Below are 19,978 nucleotides of genomic sequence, written 5' to 3' on the forward strand. Positions count from 1 at the left end.
GCTCATCCTCCGGTCACCGGCGGAAACACCGCCACTTCGTCGCCGTCGCTCAGAACGGAGTCCAACCGCGCCATCTGCTGGTTCACCGCCACGCGGAACACCCGGTCGGCGGCCAGTTCCCGCGACCAGGCCTCGCCGCGCAGCCGCAACTCCACCAGCAGTTCCTCCACCGTGGCCGCGTCGCTGTCCAAATGTTCGCTCTCCAGGCCGAACTCGTCCCGCAAGCGGGCAAAATACAAAAGATTCAGTTTCATCGCCTGCCTCTGCGCAGTTGAGCGGATACCGCAGTGTAAGCAATCCGCGCCGGGCCTCCAATACGTCAAGGTGGCTAGGCCAGACTGGAACGCAAGCGCCGCAGCAAGGCACCAGCGGTCGCCGCATCCTCCACACGCCCCGCCGTACACTCGGTCACGCCAGCCCCCACTAGAGTGACACGCTCAGTAATCGCGTCGATCACCTGATGCAGTCTTTCCAAGGCCAGTCCCCCGGGTGTTGGACAGCACACCCAAGGATGGCTTTCCGGGTCTAACACATCCAAATCCAGGTGGATATAACAAGGCCAGCCGGGATTCAACGCCTCTGCAACGCAGCCGGGGTTCTCCGCCATCGCCTCCACGCTGAACAAACGCAGCCGCGTAGCGTCTATCCAATCCCGTTCCGCGGTGTCCAAATTGCGTTGACCGGCCAGGATCACTTGCTCCGATGCTAGCTTCGTGCTCAGCAGCGCCAGCATCAACGGGTGCCCTTCTCCCATCAGCAAGCGCAAGGGCATGCCATGAAAGTGTCCGCTGGGCGAACTGGCCGGGGTATTCAAATCTCCATGCGCGTCCAGCCAGACCACATTGAGCCGGCCCTGCAAACAATGGTTCAGATAAGCCAGCGGCGCCACCTCTACACCGCAATCCCCGCCGCAAACCAGGAGCCGCTCCGGCTGCCGTTGTTGCAGCAACCGCCAGCAAGATTGCTGCTGCGCCAGCAAAGCCTCTAGATGATCGATGCCATCCTGTCGTTCCGTTGCCGGCGTCGCCGTCAATGCCACCCGTTGCGCAGAGATCAAGCCCGCCGCCTGCTGCGCATGGATCGCGCCTTCCGCCAATGCCTGACACGCTCCAGTCCCCTGCCACTGTGGAAACACGATTTCCAAATACCCCATTGCCCCCTCCTGACGCCAGAGTAAAGAACCAGCCTAATGCGCCGGTGGGGACAAGTCATGGCGCAATGCAAAAAGCCGCTCTGACGAGCGGCTTTAGGAATGCACGATGCGGCGACGCTTACTTAACGATCTGCGCCAGCTCGCCCTTCAGGTATTTATTGGCCATGGCGTCCAGGTTGATCGCCTTGATCTTGCTGGCCTGACCGGCGGAACCGAACGCCTCGTAGCGGGCGATACAGATGTCGCGCATCGCGTCGGTGGACACTTTCAGGTATTTGCGCGGATCGAACTCGGCCGGATGCTGGGCCAGGAAGCGGCGGATGGCGCCGGTGGAGGCCAGGCGCAGGTCGGTGTCGATATTGACCTTGCGCACGCCGTGCTTGATGCCTTCCACGATCTCTTCCACCGGCACGCCGTAGGTTTCGCCCAGATCGCCGCCGAACTCGTTGATGATCTGCAGCCATTCCTGCGGCACGCTGGAGGAGCCGTGCATCACCAGGTGGGTGTTGGGGATGCGGGCGTGGATTTCCTTGATGCGGTCGATGCGCAGCACGTCGCCGGTGGGCTTCTTGCTGAATTTGTAAGCGCCGTGGCTGGTGCCGATGGCGATGGCCAACGCGTCCACGCCGGTGTCCTTGACGAACTGGGCGGCTTCTTCCGGATCGGTCAGCAGCTGGCTGTGGTCCAGCACGCCTTCGGCGCCCACGCCGTCTTCTTCGCCGGCCATGCCGGTTTCCAGGCTGCCCAGGCAGCCGATCTCGCCTTCCACCGACACGCCGCAGGCGTGGGCGAAATTAACCACGGTGCGGGTCACGTCCACGTTGTAGGCGTAGTCGGCCGGGGTCTTGCCGTCGCTTTTCAGCGAGCCGTCCATCATCACCGAGGAGAAGCCGAGCTGGATAGAACGCTGGCACACGTCCGGGCTGGTGCCGTGGTCCTGGTGCATCACCACCGGGATGTGCGGAAACTCTTCCACCGCGGCCAGGATCATGTGGCGCAGGAAGGGCGCGCCGGCGTATTTGCGCGCGCCGGCGGAGGCCTGCACGATCACCGGGGCGTTCACCTTGTCGGCGGCCTCCATGATGGCGCGCATCTGCTCCAGGTTGTTGACGTTGAAGGCCGGCAGGCCGTAGCCGAATTCCGCTGCGTGGTCCAGCAGCTGACGCATGGAAACGAGAGCCATGGTGTTCAATCTCCGCAAACTGCTCCGCCGGGGCGGAGCATGGTTGGCGCCCGGACCGCGCGGCGGCCCGAGGCGAATTCATCAATTCAGTGTCTGGACACGCCGGACAACAACAGGCCGGCGCCGACGAAAGCGCCGCCGGACACTTTGTTGACCAGCTTGAGGCGCCGCGCGCTGTTCAGCCAGCCGGCCAAACGCGCGCCGCCGCCGGCGTAAGCCAGCTGCCAGGACGCCTCGATCACGTAAAACGTCGCCGCCAGGATCGCCAACTGCGGCCCCTGCGGCTGCTGCGCGTTCATGAACTGCGGGAACAGCGCGGTAAAAAAGATAAAGGCCTTGGGGTTGCTCATCGCCACCAGAAAGCCGGTGCGGAACATGCCCCAGGGCGTGTGCTTGCCGGACGCCGCCTCGCGGATTTCCTCCACCGGCTGCGGCTGGCTGCGCCAGGTCTTGATCCCCAGATAGATCAAATACGCGGCGCCGGCGTATTTTACCAAGGAAAACAGCAGTTCGGAGGTGGCTAGCACCGCGCCCAGTCCGGCGGCGGAGCCGAACATGATCAAACCCAGCGCCGTCATCAGGCCAAGACAAGTCATCAGCGTGCGCCGCACCCCGTAGTGAATGCCGTGGGTCATCGCCAGCAACATATTGGGGCCGGGCGTGGCCGAGACGAAAAACACGGTGGTGACGAACAGCAACCAGGTATTGAGCGACATGGATATCTCCGGCGGGTGGGCCATCAGAATGAAACGGCGGCGAATACGCCAGTGTAACGCAAGCCATTCATCCCGATAGCCTTTTTCCCCTCAGCCCGCGCGCTCGCCCAGGATGGCCACCGCCGGCAGCTCCTTGCCTTCCAGGAACTCCAGGAAGGCGCCGCCGCCGGTGGAGATGTAGCTGATGTCGTCGGTGATGCCGTACTTGGCGATGGCGGCCAGGGTGTCGCCGCCGCCGGCGATGGAGAAGGCCGGCGAAGCCGCGATGGCCTGGGCCAGGGTCTTGGTGCCGCCGCCGAACTGCTCGAACTCGAACACGCCCACCGGGCCGTTCCACACCACGGTGCCGGCCTGGGCGATGATGGCGGCCAGCGCCTGCGCGGAATCCGGGCCGATGTCCAGAATCATGTCGTCGGCCTCCACCTCCGCCGCGCTCTTGGTCACGGCGGCGGCGGTTTCGGCGAACTCCTTGGCGCAGACCACGTCAGCCGGCAACGGCACATCGCCGCCGCGGGCGCGAATCTTGGCGATCACTTTTTTGGCCTCGTCGACCAGCTCGGCTTCGGCCAGCGATTTGCCTATGGCCTTGCCCTCGGCCAGCAAGAAGGTGTTGGCGATGCCGCCGCCCACGATCAACTGGTCCACCTTGTCGGCCAGCGATTCCAGAATGGTCAACTTGGTGGACACCTTGGAGCCGGCGACAATGGCCACCAGCGGCCGCGCCGGCGCTTGCAAGGCCTTGCCCAGCGCTTCCAGCTCGGCGGAGAGCAGCACGCCGGCGCAGGCGGCCGGCGCGAACTGGGCCACCGCGTGGGTGGAGGCTTCGGCGCGGTGGGCGGTGCCGAAGGCGTCGTTGACGAACACGTCGCACAAGGCGGCGTAGGCGCGGCCCAGGTCGGCGTTGTTCTTTTTCTCGCCCTTGTTCAGGCGCACGTTTTCCAGCATCGCCACTTCGCCGGGCGCCACGCTGAGGCCGGACTGCCAGTCCGCCACCAGGCGCACCGGCCGGCCCAGCAGGCCGGACAGGCGCTCCACCACCGGCGCCAGACTGTCTTCCGGCTTGGGCTCGCCCTCGGTGGGGCGGCCCAGATGGGTCATCAGGATCACGCCGGCGCCGGCTTTCAGGCACAGCTCGATGGACGGCAGGCTGGCGCGGATGCGGGTATCGTCGCCGATGACGCCGTTTTTCACCGGCACGTTCATGTCCACGCGGATCAGCACGCGCTTGCCGGCCAGGGCCTGTTCGGAAAGTTTATTGAATTTCATCGTTCGCTCGCTCGGGTTTGGATTCGCTTGTCGATTGATTCATCGGCGCAGGCTCCGGCTTGGCGCCGGGGCGGCCGCATTTTTTGCAGTACGGAAAAAAGGCGAAATTGCGCGCGCCGCAGTCGCAGCCGCGGAACAGCTGCAGGCCGCAGTGCACGCAGTAGTCGGCGTCGTCGCCGGCAATATTGTATTGATGGTCGCAGGACGGGCAAGTTTTCTTCTGGTAGGCGCCCAAGGCCTGGGCGTAGGCCACGTGGCGCGCGCGCTCGCTCTGGCTTTGCTGCAGCTCGGCGCGCTTTTTCTCGGCGTAGCGCTGGAAGGCCTGAATCATGCGCAGGCCGGCGAACACCGTCAGCGCGATGCCGACGGCCAGCCGCACATAGCCGCCAAAATTGGGCAGATAGGGCAGCAGTTCGACGAAGAAGGCGAACAGCGCGAACAGGCCGAAGCCGTAAACGAAGAACCAGTAACGATGCGTCCGATAGCGGCTGAACAGCCATACCGCCAGCAAGAGCAGCGGCAGGATCACCGCCAGCCGCAGCAGGAACACTTTCAACTCGAAACGCTGGTAGGCCTGCTGGTAACGGTCCTGGGCGACGGCATCCACCCGGGCGATCTCTTCTTGCAGCGTTTGCCGGCTCCGCTCCAGCGCGCGCAGGCCGTCGCTCGCCCGGTCTTCCTTCTGCTGCCATTGCAGGATCTGCGCCTGCAGGGCGTCCAGTTCCCGGGTGCGGCGGCTGACTTCGGCGCTTTGCTGCGGATCGGCGCTGGCGGCGCGGCTGGCCAGCCAGTTGGCCAGGCCCTTGCGCTGAGTCTGGTAATTGCGTTCCAGCTGCTCGCGGGTGGCGCCGAGGTTTTCCAGCTGGGCGCGCTGCGCGTCGTTCTGGCGCTGCAAAACCTGCTGCCGCTGCCGCAGCGGCTCGATGCCGGCCTGCTGCTGCAGCGTTTCCAGCTGCGGCGGGCCGCCGTCCGGCACGTAGAACAGATCGCGGATCACCAATTCGCCCAGATTGGACAGAAAGCCGGCGAACACCAAAGCCACCAGCCAGGAGGCCAGCCGGACCCATTTTTCCGGGCGGGACAATGCTTGGTTCTGTCGCATGCTGCTCTCCTGTGACGGCGGTTCAGCGGGGGGCGATATCGGCGATCGCCCGGCAAGTGTATGCCAAAAAAACGGCCCTACCTTAACACCAATCAAATGCCGGTGGATGTAGCGCCCGCGCTAGCGGACGCAAAAAATCCGGGCCGGCAACGCATGCCGGCCCGGATTTCCTGGATCACTTCGTCGTCAGCAAGCGAACATCGCGCGCGCGGTGCGCAGCATCTGGCAGCTGAAACCCCATTCATTGTCGTACCAGGCCAGCACTTTCACCATATTGCCGCCGGTCACCTTGGTCAGCGTGGAGTCGAAGGTGGAGGCTTCTTCGGTGTGGTTGAAGTCGCCGGACACCAGCGGCAGGGTGTTGTAGCCCAGGATGCCCTTCATCGCGCTGTTGGACGCTTCCTTCAGGATGTCGTTGACCTCGTCCTTGGTGGTGTCGCGCGCGGCGCTGAACGTCAGGTCCACCAGCGACACGTTGATGGTGGGCACGCGCACCGAGAAACCGTCCAGCTTGCCCTTCAGCTCCGGCAGCACCAGGCCCACGGCCTTGGCCGCGCCGGTCTTGGTCGGAATCATATTGTCGGTGGCGGAGCGGGCGCGGCGCAGGTCCTTGTGCTTGACGTCGGTCAGCACCTGGTCGTTGGTGAAGGCGTGAATGGTGGTCATCAGGCCTTTCTTGATGCCGATGGCCTGGTGCAGCGCCTTGGCCACCGGGGCCAGGCAGTTGGTGGTGCAGCTGGCATTGGACACCACGGTCATTTCCGGCTTCAGCACGTCGTGATTGACGCCGTAAACGATGGTGGCGTCGACATCGTCGCCGCCCGGCGCGGAAATCAGCACCTTCTTGGCGCCGGCGTCCAGGTGGGCCTGGCATTTTTCCTTGCTGGTGAAGGCGCCGGTGCATTCCAGCACCAGATCCACGTCCAGCGCTTTCCACGGCAGTTCCGCCGGGTTGCGGGTGCTGAAGAACGGGATTTTGTCGCCGTTCAGGATCAGGTGGGCGTCGTCCTGCTCGACCTCGCCGGGGAAACGGCCGTGCACGGTGTCGAACTTGGTCAGGTGGGCATTGATGTTGAGATCGCCGGTGGCGTTGACGGCCACTACTTTGAAATCGTCATGCAGCTGGTTTTCGTAGATGGCGCGCAGTACCTGGCGGCCGATGCGGCCGTAACCATTGATGGCGATGCGGATAGTCATGCTTCTAAATCTCCTGGGGACGATCCGGAGCGCCCGGTTTCCCGGCCGGCGCTCCGCGTGTTGTGTAGTGCGTCCACTACATGAAACGGCGAACAAAAGGCCATTGCTTTCGCAATGGCCTGTCTTTACATCACAGCAGCGCTTTGGTCTTGGCCACTACATTGTCGACGGTGAAGCCGAAGGCCTGGAACAGCTGCGGGGCCGGGGCGGATTCGCCGAAGTGGTCGATGCCGACCACATCGCCGTCCAGGCCCACGTATTTGCGCCAGAAGTCCGGGTGGCCGGCTTCGATCGCCAGCCGCGGCAGGCCCGCCGGCAGCACGCTGTCGCGCCAGGCCTTGTCCTGGCGGTCGAACACATTGGTGCACGGCATGGACACCACGCGCACGGCGACGCCTTCCGCCGCCAGCGCCTCCTGCGCCTTCAGCGCCAGTTCCACTTCGGAACCGGTGGCGATCAGCACCGCGCGGGCGCCGGCGGCGTCGCGCAGCACATAGCCGCCCTTCTGGATGGCGGCCAGCTGCGCCGCGTCGCGGGCGACGAAGGGCAGGTTCTGGCGGCTCAGCACCATGCTGCTCGGCGTGGTCTTCTGCTCGACGGCGTGCGCCCAGGCCGCCGCGGTTTCGGCGGTGTCGCACGGACGCCAGGTGTGGTGGTTGGGGATGTAGCGCAGCGTGGCCACTTGCTCCACCGGCTGGTGGGTGGGGCCGTCTTCGCCCAGGCCGATGGAATCGTGGGTGAACACGAAGATCGGATTGATCTTCATCAGCGAAGCCATGCGCAAGGCGTTGCGCGCGTATTCGCTGAACATCAGGAAGGTGCCGCCGTACGGACGCAGGCCGCCGTGCAGGGTCATGCCGTTCATGATGGCGGCCATGCCGAACTCGCGCACGCCGTAGCTGATGTAGTTGCCCTGGCCGTCGCGGTCAATCCACTTGGAGCCGGACCAGTTGGTCAGGTTGGAGCCGGTCAGGTCGGCGGAACCGCCGACGAATTCCGGCAGCGCCGGCGACAGCGCTTCCAGCGCGATCTGGCTGGCCTTGCGGGTGGCCACGGTCTGGGCGGCGTCGGCGATCTTGGCCAGCGCGGCGGCCTTGGTCTCTTCCCAGCCGGACGGCAATTCGCCGCTCATGCGGCGGCTGAATTCGGCGGCCAGTTCCGGGAAAGCGGCGCGGTAGGCGTCGAAGCGCTTGTTCCATTCGATCTCGGCCAGCGCGCCCTTGTCGCGCGCGCTCCACTCGGCGTAGATCTCGGCCGGGATCTCGAACGGCGCGTGCGGCCAGTTCAGGCCTTCGCGCGCGGCGGCGATTTCGGCCGCGCCCAGCGGCGCGCCGTGGCAATCGTGGCTGCCTTGCTTGGTGGGCGCGCCAAAACCGATGGTGGTCTTGCAGCAGATCAGCGTCGGACGCGCGCTTTCCTTTTGCGCGGTGGCGATGGCGGTGGCCACTTCCACCGGATCGTGGCCGTTGACGTTCTTGATCACCTGCCAGCCGTAGGCTTCGAAGCGGGCCGGGGTGTCGTCGGTGAACCAGCCTTCCACATGACCGTCGATAGAAATGCCGTTGTCGTCCCAGAAGGCGATCAGCTTGTTGAGCCCCCAGGTGCCGGCCAGCGAGCACGCTTCGTGGCTGATGCCCTCCATCAGGCAGCCGTCGCCCAGGAAGGCGTAAGTGTGGTGGTCTACGATCTGATGGCCGTCGCGGTTGAACTGCGACGCCAGCATTTTCTCGGCCAGCGCCATGCCCACCGCGTTGGTGATGCCCTGGCCCAGCGGGCCGGTGGTGGTTTCAATGCCGGGAGCGTAGCCGTATTCGGGATGGCCGGGAGTCTTGGAGTGAAGCTGACGGAACTGCTTGAGGTCTTCGATGGAGAGGTCGTAACCGGTGAGGTGCAACAGGCTGTAGATCAACATGGAACCGTGACCGTTGGACAGCACGAAGCGGTCGCGGTCTGGCCAGTTGGGATTGGCCGGGTTGTGTTTCAGGTGATCGCGCCACAATACTTCCGCGATGTCTGCCATCCCCATCGGGGCGCCGGGGTGACCGGATTTGGCTTTTTCAACGGCATCCATGGACAGGAAACGGATGGCGTTGGCAAGCTCGGTACGGGTGACCATTTCGGGAAAACCTCAAGACTTGTGTGGAAACCGGGACGACGGCCGCGCCATCCGAACATGCCTCCGGCATGGACCAACCGTCGCAAAATCATGGAATTATCGCCGATTTTCACCATTGGCGGCAACCGCCCCGCCGCGCGGAATACCGCTGCGGCATGAAGGGGCATGAAAAATAGCCGGATGCGGCCGTTTTGCAAGATAATGCCCAGGCCGGCATAAAATGCATTTTGAATCAAAAGCCTGCGAGCGACTCCGCGCCGGGTTCCGCCGATGACGAATGGGCAGAATGCGCGACGGACGCGCCGGCAGGGAAACCCGCGACGCAAATCGCTGTCAGTCTGGCTCTGTCTTTAGCCGCGAAAAAAACCGAACCGGCCGACGCGGCCAAGCGCCGCCGGCTCGATCGCCACAACCTTTTTGGAGATTTCGATGCAATCATTCGATGCCCTACCCGCTCCGCGCAAAGTCGCTTTCGGACGCGGCTGGCGCTGGATCGTGGAGGCCTTTTACATCGTCCGCCAGCAGCCGCTGACCTGGGTCCTGCTGGCGCTGGCCTATCTGGTGATCAATTTCATCGTCAACATGATCCCCTTGCTGGGCGGCCCGCTGTCCTTCTTCCTGGCGCCGGTGTTCGCCGCCGGCTTCATCCTGGCGGCGAAGAAATGCGAGCAGGGCTCGGAGCTGGAACTGGGCGATCTGTTCGCCGGCTTCAAGACCGCGCTGCGGCCGCTGATCAATGTGGGCATGCTCTACCTGGCCATCCTGATCGTCATTGGCGTGGTGCTGGGCCTGTTGATGGGCGCGATGGGCGTGAGCGTGGCCAAGAGCGATCCCAACGCGATCCCGGTGATCGCCGGCCCCATCGCGCTGTTCGCCTTCATCGGCGGCGTGGCCATCTTCCTGGTCAGCCTGGCTTACTGGTTCGCGCCGGCGCTGGTGACGCTGAACCAGGCCGGCCCATGGCAAGCGATCCGCACCAGCTTGCAAGCCGGCCTCGCCAACTGGGGCGCGGTGCTGGTCAGCGGCCTGATGCTGGCGGTGCTGGCCTTCATCGCGATGATTCCGCTGGGTCTGGGCCTCTTGCTGTGGTTCCCGGTGCTGTACGTGACCGCCTACACCGGCTGGAAAGATATTTTCGGCCAATCCGCGGCGCCGGCGCGTCCGGACGAGCCGGTGGTGTTCTAAAGCGCCGTTGAATAAGAAAAGCCCGCCGTCAGGCGGGCTTTTTTTTGCGGCTGCGGCGGCGCTTACAGCGAGGGCAGCAGGCCGGCTTCGACGAAGCGGTTGTAAGAGCCGCTGGCCACCAACGCGGCGGCTTTCTCGATGTCCGGCGCGAAGTAGCGGTCCTTGTCGTAGAAGCTCACCTGTTCACGCAGCTCGGCCTTGGCCGCTTCCAGCTTGGCCGAGGTCTTGTGCGGCGCGCGGAAGTCCACGCCCTGGCAGGCCGCCAGCAATTCCACCGCCAGGATGCCGGCGGTGTTGCCGGCCATGTCGCGCAGACGGCGGCCGGCGAAAGTGGCCATGGACACGTGGTCTTCCTGGTTGGCCGAGGTGGGCAGGCTGTCCACCGAGGCCGGGTGCGCCAGCGATTTGTTTTCCGAAGCCAGGGCCGCGCCGGTGACCTGGGCGATCATGAAGCCGGAGTTGACCCCGCCGTTATTGACCAGGAAGGGCGGCAGCTTGGACAGATTGCTGTCGATCAGCAGCGCCATCCGGCGCTCGGACAGCGAGCCGATTTCGGCCAGGGCCAAGGCCAGGTTGTCGGCGGCGAAGGCCACCGGCTCGGCGTGGAAATTGCCGCCGGACAGGATGTCGTTGTCGGCGGCGAACACCAGCGGGTTGTCGGACACCGAGTTGGCCTCCACCGTCAGCACCGCGGCGGCCTGGCGGATCTGGGTCAGGCAGGCGCCCATCACTTGCGGCTGGCAGCGCAGCGAATACGGGTCCTGCACCTTGCCGCAGTTCTCGTGCGAGCCCTCGATCTCGCTATGCTCCAGCAGATCGCGGTAGATGCGGGCGGCGTCGATCTGGCCGGCGTGGCCGCGCACCGCGTGGATGCGCTCGTCGAACGGGGTGCGGCTGCCCAGCGCGGCTTCCACCGACAGCGCGCCGGCCACCGAAGCCGAGGCGTACAGGTCTTCCGCGGCGAACAGGCCTTCCAGCGCGAAGGCGGTGGACGCCTGAGTGCCGTTCAGCAAGGCCAGGCCTTCCTTGGGCGCCAGGGTGATGGGTTCCAGGCCGGCGGAGCGCATCGCCACCGCGCCCGGCACGCGGGTGCCGTTGACGAAGGCTTCGCCCTCGCCGATCAGCACCGCGCTCATATGCGACAGCGGCGCCAGATCGCCGGACGCGCCCACCGAGCCCTTCTGCGGGATCACCGGATAGATGCGCTGGTTGAACAGGGTGATCAGCGCCTCGATCACCAGCCGGCGGATGCCGGAAAAACCGCGCGCCAGCGAGTTGATCTTCAAGGCCATCACCAGGCGCACCGTGGATTCTTCCATCGGCGCGCCGATGCCGGCGGCGTGCGACAGCACGATGGAGCGCTGCAACAGCTCCAGCTCTTCCGGCGCGATGCGGGTATTGGCCAACAGGCCGAAACCGGTGTTGATGCCGTAGGCGGTGCGGCCTTCGGACAGCACCCGCGCCACGGTGGCGGCGGAGGCGTCGATGCCGGCGTGGCTGGACGGGTCCAGATGCAGTTGCAGATCGGTTTCACGTGAAACGCGGCGCAGCTCGGCCAGGCTGAGCGTGCCGGGAACGATGTTCAATACCATCTTGAGATTCTCCTTCTAAAGCGTTTGCAGCGCCGCTTGCCGCGGTGAGCGCTGGTCTTGTGTTATCGCGCCCTGCCGACAAGCGGCTTGAATGTTCCGGCGAGCCCGCGCCCGCCGGACAGAAAACCTTGCGCCGCGCCTTTAGGCGGCGTCGCGCCGAGCCTCCGCCTCCGCGCCGGGCGCCAGCACCCGGCTCCACAGGAAGTGGCCGGCCACCACCAGCGCCACCCAAGCGGCGCCCACCAGCAGCGCGGAGCGGGTATCCTCGAAGTAACCGAGCACGCCGATCACGAACAGCATGAACCCTATCGCCGCCAGCGGCGCGTACGGCCAGAACGGCACCGGGAATTTCAGCTCCGCCGCCTGCTCCTTGCTCATCTGACGACGCATCGCCACCTGAGACAGCAGAATCATCAGCCATACCCACACCGTGGCGAAGGTAGCGATGGAGGCGATCAGCAGGAACACGTCCTTGGGCATCAGGTAGTTGAGCACCACGCCCAGCAGCAAGGCGGCGGCCATCACCAGCACCGTCATCCACGGCACGCCGTTGGCCGACAGCTTGGCGAAGCTTTGCGGCGCCTGGCCCTGACGCGCCATGCCGTACAACATGCGGCCGGCGCCGAAGATGTCGCTGTTGATCGCCGAAATCGCCGCCGAGATCACCACCGCGTTGAGAATATGGGCGGCGGCGGGAATGCCCAGGCTTTCGAAAATCTGCACGAAGGGGCTGCCCTGGCTGCCGATCTTCGGCCACGGGAAGATGGACATCAGCACGGTCAGCGTCAGCACGTAGAACAACAGGATGCGCACCGGCACCGCGTTGATCGCACGCGGGATGGTGCGCTGCGGGTCCTGCGCCTCGCCGGCGGAAATGCCGATGATCTCGATGCCGCCGAAGGCGAACATCACCACCGCCAGCGAAGCGATCACCCCGCCCCAGCCATTGGGCATGAAGCCTCCGTGCGACCATAAATTATGCAGGCCGCTGGCCTCGGCGCTGCCGAAGCCGAACAGGATGATGGCCACGCCGCCTATGATCATCGCAATAATGGCCCCCACCTTGACGATGGACAGCCAGAACTCCATCTCGCCGAACACCTTGACGCTGCACAGGTTCAAGGCGCCGATGAAGAAGATGATGCTCAGCACCCAGACCCAGCGGTCCACTTCCGGAAACCACAAACTCATATAGATGCCGAAGGCGGTCACGTCGGCCAGGCAGACGATGATCATCTCGAAAGCGTAGGTCCAGCCGGTGATTACCCCGGCCAAGGGGCCCAGGTAGCTGGTGGCGTAATGGCCGAAGGAACCGGCCACCGGATTGTGCACCGCCATTTCGCCCAGCGCGCGCATCACCATGTAAACGGCGGCGCCGCCGATCAAATAGGCCAGCAATACCGCCGGACCGGCCATCTGTATCGCCGCCGCCGAACCGTAGAACAAGCCGGTGCCGATGGCCGACCCCAGCGCCATGAAACGGATGTGACGGGCGGACAGGCCGCGCGTCAGTGTTTGTGTTTGCATCTCTCTCCTCCTGGGCATGGCTGCGCTTGCCGACCGAACGCGGATGCGCCCGCTACGCCGCATCCCGCGGCCCGGCATGTTTCGTTGAGCAACCCAGCGCCGGCAAACTGTAGAGCCAGCGTGGGCGGATCACAAGACCAAGACGCGGAAAGAGCGGCCGGTCATGACGAAGCAATGCGGACTGCGGGCGCGAACGCGCCGGTGCGTCTCAGTGGACGGGCAAGAACAACATGACCGTTTTTTTCCTTTGCAAGACGATTGCCAGCCCCGCCGCTTATTTGTACAAGCTTGTCGTGCGGGACCGCGGATCCGGGCCCTCCCGGATGCCGCCAGCCGCCGCCGGCGTGAGCGCGGCGGCGTTCCTACATTCAGAACAGGTTTACGATCTTGCGCGCTAGAGCGGGACAAGGCGTTGCGGCTGAAGACACGGAATGGTCATATGGCACATGAGCATTCTGAAACGGCTTTCAACGCCCTTTTCCATCTATCCTGCCAACGCGCAGCTGATCGTAAACAGGTTCTCAGCGCTTCAGCATCGGCAGGTCCAGCCCCTGCTCGCGCGCGCAGTGCTCGGCGATCTCGTAGCCGGCGTCGGCGTGACGCATCACCCCGGTGCCCGGATCGTTGCGCAGCACGCGGCCCACGCGCTTGGCCGCGGCGTCGCTGCCGTCGCAGACGATGACCACGCCGGAATGCTGGGAGAAGCCCATGCCCACGCCGCCGCCGTGATGCAGCGACACCCAGGTGGCGCCGCCGGCGGTGTTGAGCAAGGCGTTCAGCAGCGGCCAGTCCGACACGGCGTCGGAGCCGTCCTTCATGCTTTCGGTCTCGCGGTTGGGCGAGGCCACCGAGCCTGAGTCCAGATGGTCGCGGCCAATCACGATGGGGGCTTTCAATTCGCCGTTCTTGACCATCTCGTTGAAGGCCAGGCCCAGACGGGCGCGGTCTTGCAGGCCCACCCAGCAGATGCGCGCCGGCAAGCCCTGGAAGCTGATGCGCTCCTTGGCCATGTCCAGCCAGTTATGCAGATGCGGATCGTCCGGGATCAGCTCCTTGACCTTCTGGTCGGTCTTGTAGATGTCTTCCGGATCGCCGGACAGCGCCACCCAGCGGAAGGGGCCGATGCCCTCGCAGAACAGCGGACGCACATAGGCGGGCACGAAGCCGGGGAAGTCGAAGGCGTTGGCCACGCCCTCTTCCAGCGCCATCTGGCGGATGTTGTTGCCGTAGTCCAGCGTGGCGGCGCCGCGTTCTTGCAAAGTCAGCATCGCGCGCACCTGCGCCGCCATCGATTTCTTGGCGGCGGCGGTGATTTCGGCGCCGGAGGTCTTCTGCTTGGCGCGCCATTGCTCCACGGTCCAGCCCTGCGGCAGATAGCCGTGCACCGGGTCGTGGGCCGAGGTCTGGTCGGTGACCACGTCCGGGGTGATGCCGCGCGCCACCAGCTCCGCGAACACGTCGGCGGCGTTGCCCAGCAAGCCCACCGACACCGCCTTGCCGCTGTGCTTGGCCTCGTCGATGATGGCCAGCGCCTCGTCCAGGGTCTTGGCCTTGCGGTCCACATAGCGGGTTTTCAAGCGGAAATCGATGCGGGTCTCGTCGCATTCGACGGCGATCATGCTGAAGCCGGCCATGGTGGCGGCCAGCGGCTGGGCGCCGCCCATGCCGCCCAGACCGCCGGTCAGGATCCAGCGGCCTTGCGGCTTGCCGTCGAAATGCTGATTGGCGACGGCGAAGAAGGTTTCGTAAGTCCCCTGCACAATGCCTTGCGAGCCGATGTAGATCCAGGAGCCGGCCGTCATCTGGCCGTACATCATCAGGCCCTTCTTATCCAGCTCGTTGAAGTGCTCCCAGTTGGCCCAGTGCGGCACCAGATTGGAGTTGGCGATCAAGACGCGCGGCGCGTCGGCGTGGGTCTTGAACACGCCCACCGGCTTGCCGGACTGCACCAGCAGGGTTTCGTCGTCCTCCAGACGCTTGAGCACGTCCAGGATGGTGTCGTAGCACTTCCAATCGCGGGCGGCGCGGCCGATGCCGCCGTACACCACCAGGCTTTGCGGGTGCTCGGCCACTTCCGCGTCCAGATTGTTCTGGATCATGCGGTAGGCGGCCTCGGTCAGCCAGCTCTTGCAAGTCAATTCGCTGCCGCGCGGCGCGCGGATGTGGCGGGTCGGATCAAAACGCGGGTCGGACATCGGTATTCTCCTTTGTAGGCCCGCCGCCGGTTGTGGCCCGGCGGGCGGGGAATGACGCTATCGCTATCAACGGGTTCAGGGCTGTTTCAGATGCCGGCCTATGCTCCACGCCAGCCGGGCGGCGGTTTTGGCGCCGTGGCTGTCGATGTCGAAGGCCGGGTTCAGTTCCACCAGGTCGGCGGCCGCCAATTTGCCGCTTTCGGCCAGACGCCGGACCAGGGCCTCGACCACGGGCAGCGCCACCCCCATGGCGGCGGGGGCGGAAACCGCCGGCATCACGCTGGCGGGCAATACATCCAGATCTATGGTCAGGTAGACGATGTCCACCTGATCGACGAAGGCCATCATCGCGCTGCGCACCGTGGACAAGGTGTCCAGCGTCATATCGCTGTCCAGCGTCCACTTGACGCCGAGCGCGCGGGCGCGGGCGAACAAGGCCTGGGTATTGGACGGCTCGGCCACGCCCAGGCACAGATAATGGAAGGGCCGGCCGGCCTGCGCGCAGTCGGCGGCGATCTGGGCGAACGGGGTGCCGGAGGTGGCTTCGGCCGCTTCGCGGATGTCGAAATGGGCGTCGAAATTGACGATGCCTATCACCTTGTCCGGATGCGCGGCCGCCAGTCCGCGCCAGGTGCCGTAGGCGGTTTCGTGGCCGCCGCCCAGCACCAGCGGAAAGTGGCCGTCGGCGCGCAGCCGGCGCACCTGTTCGCCCAAGCGCGCCTGCGCGGCGTCCAGGTCGCCGTCGGCGCAGGCCACGTCGCCGGCGTCGCACAAGGGCAAGGCCTGATGCCAGGCCAGATTGGCCAGCGCCTTGCGGATCGCCGTCGGGCCGGCGGCGGCGCCGACGCGGCCCTGATTGCGGCGCACGCCCTCGTCGCAGGAGAAACCGACGATGCCGACGCCCGGCTCCAGCCCGGCGGCGTAGGGACGCGCCAGCTGATGCCAGCGCCGCGCCAGATCGCCCTCGCCGGCGTCGACCCGGCCGCTCCAAACACTCATGTCCACGCTCATGCTTCAACAGCCTTTCATATGCTGCGCCACGCCGCGGAACACGCGCTGACGCAAAGGATTGTCGCCCAGGCCGTAAACGATCTCGGCCGGCGAATCGATGTCCCACACCAGCAAGTCGGCAACATGGCCGGCGGCCAGCCGGCCGTGGCTGGCGCCGCGGCCCAGGGCTTGCGCCGCGTGGCGGGTGACGCCGGCCAGCGCCTCTTCCGGCGTCAGACCGAACAGCACGCAGGCCTGGTTCATCGCCAGCCGGATGGAGGCGAACGGACTGGTGCCGGGGTTGAGATCGGTGGACACCGCCATCGGCACGCCGGCGGCGCGCAGCAGGTCCACCGGCGGCTTTTGGGTTTCGCGCAGGAAGTAGAACGCGCCCGGCAGCAGCACCGCCACGGTGCCGGCGGCCTTCAGCGCGGCCACGCCGGCGGCGTCCAGGTATTCGACGTGATCGGCGGACCAGCCGCCGAACTCGGCCACCAGTTCGGCGCCGTGCAGATTGGACAACTGCTCGACATGGCCCTTGACCTTGAGGCCGTGCGCGCGCGCCGCTTCGAACACGCGGCGGGTCTGCGCCGGGCTGAAGCCCACGCTCTCGCAGAAAGCGTCCACCGCCTCGGCCAGGCCGGCGCGCGCGGCGGCCGGCAGGATGTCGTCCACGATGTGGTCGACGTAGGCGTCGGGCCGGCCGGCGTACTCAGGCGGCAGCGCGTGGGCGGCCAGCAAGGTGGCGGACACTTCCACCGGCAGCTCGTCCCGCAGGCGCCGCGCCGCGCGCAGTTGCTTGAGTTCGTCCTCCAGGCTCAGGCCGTAGCCGGACTTGATCTCCACCGTGGTCACGCCCTCGGCCATCAAGGCTCGCAAGCGCGGCTTGGCGGCGGCGGCCAGGCCGGCTTCGTCCAGCGCCCGGGTGGCGCGCACGGTGGAGACGATGCCGCCGCCCTCGGCGGCGATCTGCTGATAAGGCACGCCGTTGAGGCGCTTTTCCCATTCGGCGGCGCGGTTGCCGCCGTAAACCAGGTGAGTGTGGCAATCGATGAAGCCGGGCGTGATCCAGGCGCCCTTGGCGTCGATCACCGCGCCGTCGAAGCCGGCGGGGTCCACGTCCGCGGCCGCCGGCAGCGCGACGATGCGGCCGGCTTCCAGCAATAGCGCGTGGCCGTCCAGCGCGCCGTAAGGCGCCGGGCGGCTAGGGTCCATGGTCGCCAGCCTGGCGTTGATCCACAGGCTGCGGCGATCCGTTTCGGCTTGACTCATGGTGGGCTCGCTGCGGGTTATTTGTATATACAATTAATCCTATCCAAACAGCCTGTCAAGTTTGAAGCGGTGATTTTTGTAAACAGGCCGAATTGGCAGATTTTACTTATAGTCCAATCACTTGATGTTGCATGGCAACAAAAAAGCCGCCCGGCGGCGGCTTGAGGCGACTGGAAAATTCAGCCTCTATTTGTATATACAATATTGCGCTCGAACAAGCGCGGCAAGCTGCGGCGCAGCATCCCCGCCGCCGCTCAGCGCTTGACCCGGGTTTGCGAACGCAATTTGTAGCGCGAGCCCGGATGCGTCAGCCGCGCGAAGCTGACCAGCTTCTTGTGCGACCAAGTGCGGCGCAAAACCAACAGGCAGGGCTCCTGCGCCCTCATGTCCAGCATCGCCTGCTCGGCCGCGCTGGGCAGCACCGCCTCCACGCTGTGCTCGATGTCGGTCAGCGGGCAGTTCTTCATCAGGTAGTCGTTGGGCGTGCGGCTGCTGAAGTCCTGCTCCAGATAATCCGGCGCGAAAGCGGGATTGACGTAGCGGTCTTCCAGCTGGATGGCCACATCGTCCTCGCGGTGGACGATGAGCGAGCGGAACACCGTGCTGCCCTCCTTCACGCCCAGGCGCAGCGCCACGTCTTCGGTAGCCTGCACGGCCTTGAGTTCGTAGACGTCGGCGCTGTGGCGATGGCCGCGCGCCTCGATTTCTTCGGAGATGTTGTTGATGTCCAGCAGCGGTGACTCCGCCTTGCGCTCCGCCACATACGTGCCGTCGCCGGCGAAGCGCAGCAGGATGCCGGCCTCGGCCAGATCCCGCACCGCCTTGTTGACGGTCATGCGCGATACCTGGAACTGACGCGCCAACTCCAGCTCGGGCGGAATCTTGCCGCCTGGCAGAAACTGGCGGGAACGAATGCCTTCAAGGATGTATTCCTTGATGCGCAGATAACGCGGTTGTGCTGTGGATGACACCTTGGGAACCCAGACATTAACGGTTGGCAAAAGGATTGTAGCCCAAGGCGGCGCGCAAGCCCCTGATCCAGCGCAGACAAAACCGGCCGCGGGCATTGCCGCCGCCGCTTGTCTGCGCCAAGATGGAAGCCCGTCGCCCGTTTGCGAGGCCTGACATGACGCTTGAGCAATGGTTGCAAGAGTATGATCTCAGTCACCGCCATCCCGTCAATATCCGCATTCATAAAATCTGCGTGCCCGCCATCGTGTTCGCGCTCTTGGGCCTGCTCTCCAGCGTGCCCTCGCCGCTGAACCTCGCCTGGCTGGCGGCGGCGGCCGGCCTGGCCTTCTATTGGCGGCTGGGCCGCGCGCCCGCGCTGGCGATGGCGGCGATGTGCCTGCCCATGCTCTTGCTTCTGGAGGCGGCGTCCCGCGCCGGCCTGCCGCTGGCGCTGCTCTCTCTGGGGCTGTTCGTCGTCGCCTGGATCGGCCAGTTCGTCGGCCACGCGATCGAGGGCAAAAAGCCCTCCTTTCTGCGCGATCTGCAATTCCTGCTGATCGGCCCGCTGTGGACGCTGCGCCGCTGGCTGTAGCGCGCTATCATCGGTTTTTTGCCCGGAAGCTCCGTATGTCCGTCGCCCTGCCTCCCGCCGCCGCGCTGTCCAGCCGCGCGCCCGGCGTCGATATCCTCGTCATCTCCACGGCGGATTTTCACGCGGAAATCTCCTTGCTGGGCGGTCAGTTGCTCAGCTTCCGCGCCGCCGGCCAGCAACCCTTGCTGTATTTGTCGCCGCAGGCGCGCTACCAGCCGGGCAAGGCCATACGCGGCGGCGTGCCGCTGTGCTGGCCCTGGTTCGGCCCGCACCCCGACGACGCGAGCCTGCCGGCCCACGGCGTGGCGCGCACGCAAGCCTGGCGCCTGGACGAGGTCCGCGAGGACGCCGGCGCGTTCCACGTGAAACTCTCCGGCCCGGAATGCGACGGCCTGACGGCGGAAATGGAATACCGGCTGGGCGCGGCGGTGGAAGCGGCGCTGACCACCCGCAACCTCGGCGACCGCCCGCAACGCCTCGGCGCCGCGCTGCACAGTTATCTGGCGGTGGGCGACGCGCGCCAAGCCGCCTTGTCCGGCCTGGACGGCGAGCGCTGTCACGACAAGGTGGCCGGCCGCGAAAGCCGCTGGCCGGACGGCGAATTCCGCTTCCGGGGCGAGGTGGACAGCATTGTTTACAGCGAGCGCCCCGCCTTGCTGCGCGACCCGGTCTGGCGGCGTTGCATTCGCGTCACAGCGGAAGGCGCCGGCAGCGTGGTGGTGTGGAATCCGGCGGCGGAGAAAACCGCCTTGCTGGGCGACTTGCCGGACACCGCCTGGCTTGATTTCGTCTGCGTGGAAACCGCCAACGCCGGCGACGATGTCCGCGAGCTCGCCCCCGGCGCCAGCCACCGCCTGGCCTGCCGCTTGACGCTGGAACCCTTCCACGGCGAGGCCGGGGTATAATGAGGGCCGATGCCGCCGCGGCGCACAGCCCGGCGG

The 19,978-nt window shown here is 65.7% G+C and carries 17 protein-coding genes; 3 read left to right on the forward strand and 14 right to left on the reverse strand.

Features of this window, described 5'->3' with window-relative positions; translation table 11 throughout:
• Positions 1 to 2 precede the first annotated feature (2 nt).
• The 8 genes from moaD to tkt all read right to left on the reverse strand — a co-directional run bounded on the left by moaD (position 3) and on the right by tkt (position 8,733).
• Positions 3 to 254 (reverse strand): molybdopterin converting factor subunit 1, encoded by a 252-nt coding sequence (moaD, locus tag JC616_RS23780; RefSeq protein ID WP_107801291.1) that lies wholly within the window; start codon positions 252 to 254, stop codon positions 3 to 5.
• 74 nt (positions 255 to 328) lie between these two features.
• The gene (locus JC616_RS23785) at positions 329 to 1,153 is read right to left on the reverse strand and encodes an arginase family protein (RefSeq protein ID WP_107801292.1); all 825 of its coding nucleotides are present in this window, start codon (positions 1,151 to 1,153) and stop codon (positions 329 to 331) included.
• A 118-nt stretch (positions 1,154 to 1,271) separates the two neighbouring features.
• Complete coding sequence (gene fba / locus JC616_RS23790; protein ID WP_107801293.1) at positions 1,272 to 2,336, reverse strand: class II fructose-bisphosphate aldolase; 1,065 nt, start codon at positions 2,334 to 2,336, stop codon at positions 1,272 to 1,274.
• Positions 2,337 to 2,422: 86 nt separating this feature from the next.
• Positions 2,423 to 3,052 (reverse strand): LysE family translocator, encoded by a 630-nt coding sequence (locus JC616_RS23795; RefSeq protein WP_227105844.1) that lies wholly within the window; start codon positions 3,050 to 3,052, stop codon positions 2,423 to 2,425.
• A 90-nt stretch (positions 3,053 to 3,142) separates the two neighbouring features.
• Entirely contained in the window at positions 3,143 to 4,318 is a 1,176-nt protein-coding gene (locus JC616_RS23800; RefSeq protein WP_227105845.1) for a phosphoglycerate kinase, read from the reverse strand.
• Entirely contained in the window at positions 4,305 to 5,420 is a 1,116-nt protein-coding gene (locus JC616_RS23805; RefSeq protein ID WP_227105846.1) for a serine endopeptidase, read from the reverse strand. The genes JC616_RS23800 and JC616_RS23805 overlap by 14 nt, the downstream gene beginning before the upstream one ends.
• 186 nt (positions 5,421 to 5,606) lie before the next feature.
• Complete coding sequence (gap, locus tag JC616_RS23810) at positions 5,607 to 6,617, reverse strand: type I glyceraldehyde-3-phosphate dehydrogenase (RefSeq protein WP_227105847.1); 1,011 nt, start codon at positions 6,615 to 6,617, stop codon at positions 5,607 to 5,609.
• A gap of 130 nt (positions 6,618 to 6,747) precedes the next feature.
• A complete protein-coding gene (gene tkt / locus JC616_RS23815) occupies positions 6,748 to 8,733 on the reverse strand; it encodes a transketolase (protein ID WP_227105848.1) in 1,986 nt (661 codons plus the stop codon).
• A gap of 429 nt (positions 8,734 to 9,162) precedes the next feature.
• Here tkt and JC616_RS23820 point away from each other — a divergent pair, with 429 nt between their 5' ends.
• Entirely contained in the window at positions 9,163 to 9,918 is a 756-nt protein-coding gene (locus JC616_RS23820) for a BPSS1780 family membrane protein (protein ID WP_227105849.1), read from the forward strand.
• A gap of 62 nt (positions 9,919 to 9,980) precedes the next feature.
• Here the strand turns inward: JC616_RS23820 and hutH are convergent, their stop codons facing one another.
• From hutH to hutC, 6 genes are all read right to left on the reverse strand, one after another.
• Positions 9,981 to 11,510: a histidine ammonia-lyase gene (hutH, locus tag JC616_RS23825; protein WP_227105850.1), complete on the reverse strand. Its 1,530-nt coding sequence runs from the start codon at positions 11,508 to 11,510 to the stop codon at positions 9,981 to 9,983.
• Between the two features lie 141 nt (positions 11,511 to 11,651).
• On the reverse strand, positions 11,652 to 13,037 hold the full coding sequence (locus JC616_RS23830; RefSeq protein ID WP_107801299.1) for an amino acid permease: 1,386 nt from the start codon (positions 13,035 to 13,037) through the stop codon (positions 11,652 to 11,654).
• 521 nt (positions 13,038 to 13,558) lie between these two features.
• Entirely contained in the window at positions 13,559 to 15,232 is a 1,674-nt protein-coding gene (hutU, locus tag JC616_RS23835) for a urocanate hydratase (RefSeq protein ID WP_107801300.1), read from the reverse strand.
• Between the two features lie 75 nt (positions 15,233 to 15,307).
• Positions 15,308 to 16,231, reverse strand: coding sequence for a formimidoylglutamase (gene hutG / locus JC616_RS23840; protein ID WP_227105852.1), 924 nt, complete (start codon positions 16,229 to 16,231; stop codon positions 15,308 to 15,310).
• Positions 16,232 to 16,246: 15 nt separating this feature from the next.
• Positions 16,247 to 17,494 (reverse strand): imidazolonepropionase, encoded by a 1,248-nt coding sequence (hutI, locus tag JC616_RS23845; protein ID WP_227105854.1) that lies wholly within the window; start codon positions 17,492 to 17,494, stop codon positions 16,247 to 16,249.
• 254 nt (positions 17,495 to 17,748) lie between these two features.
• Positions 17,749 to 18,465: a histidine utilization repressor gene (hutC, locus tag JC616_RS23850; protein ID WP_199225959.1), complete on the reverse strand. Its 717-nt coding sequence runs from the start codon at positions 18,463 to 18,465 to the stop codon at positions 17,749 to 17,751.
• Positions 18,466 to 18,620: 155 nt separating this feature from the next.
• On the opposite strand from hutC, the gene JC616_RS23855 reads away from it, so the two are divergent.
• Together JC616_RS23855 and JC616_RS23860 are read left to right on the forward strand one after the other, a co-directional pair.
• The gene (locus tag JC616_RS23855) at positions 18,621 to 19,037 is read left to right on the forward strand and encodes an Mpo1 family 2-hydroxy fatty acid dioxygenase (protein ID WP_107801302.1); all 417 of its coding nucleotides are present in this window, start codon (positions 18,621 to 18,623) and stop codon (positions 19,035 to 19,037) included.
• 35 nt (positions 19,038 to 19,072) lie between these two features.
• A complete protein-coding gene (locus JC616_RS23860) occupies positions 19,073 to 19,942 on the forward strand; it encodes a D-hexose-6-phosphate mutarotase (protein ID WP_227105855.1) in 870 nt (289 codons plus the stop codon).
• Positions 19,943 to 19,978 lie beyond the last annotated feature (36 nt).

The organism is Chromobacterium rhizoryzae (genome assembly GCF_020544465.1).
Taxonomy (GTDB): Bacteria; Pseudomonadota; Gammaproteobacteria; order Burkholderiales; family Chromobacteriaceae; genus Chromobacterium.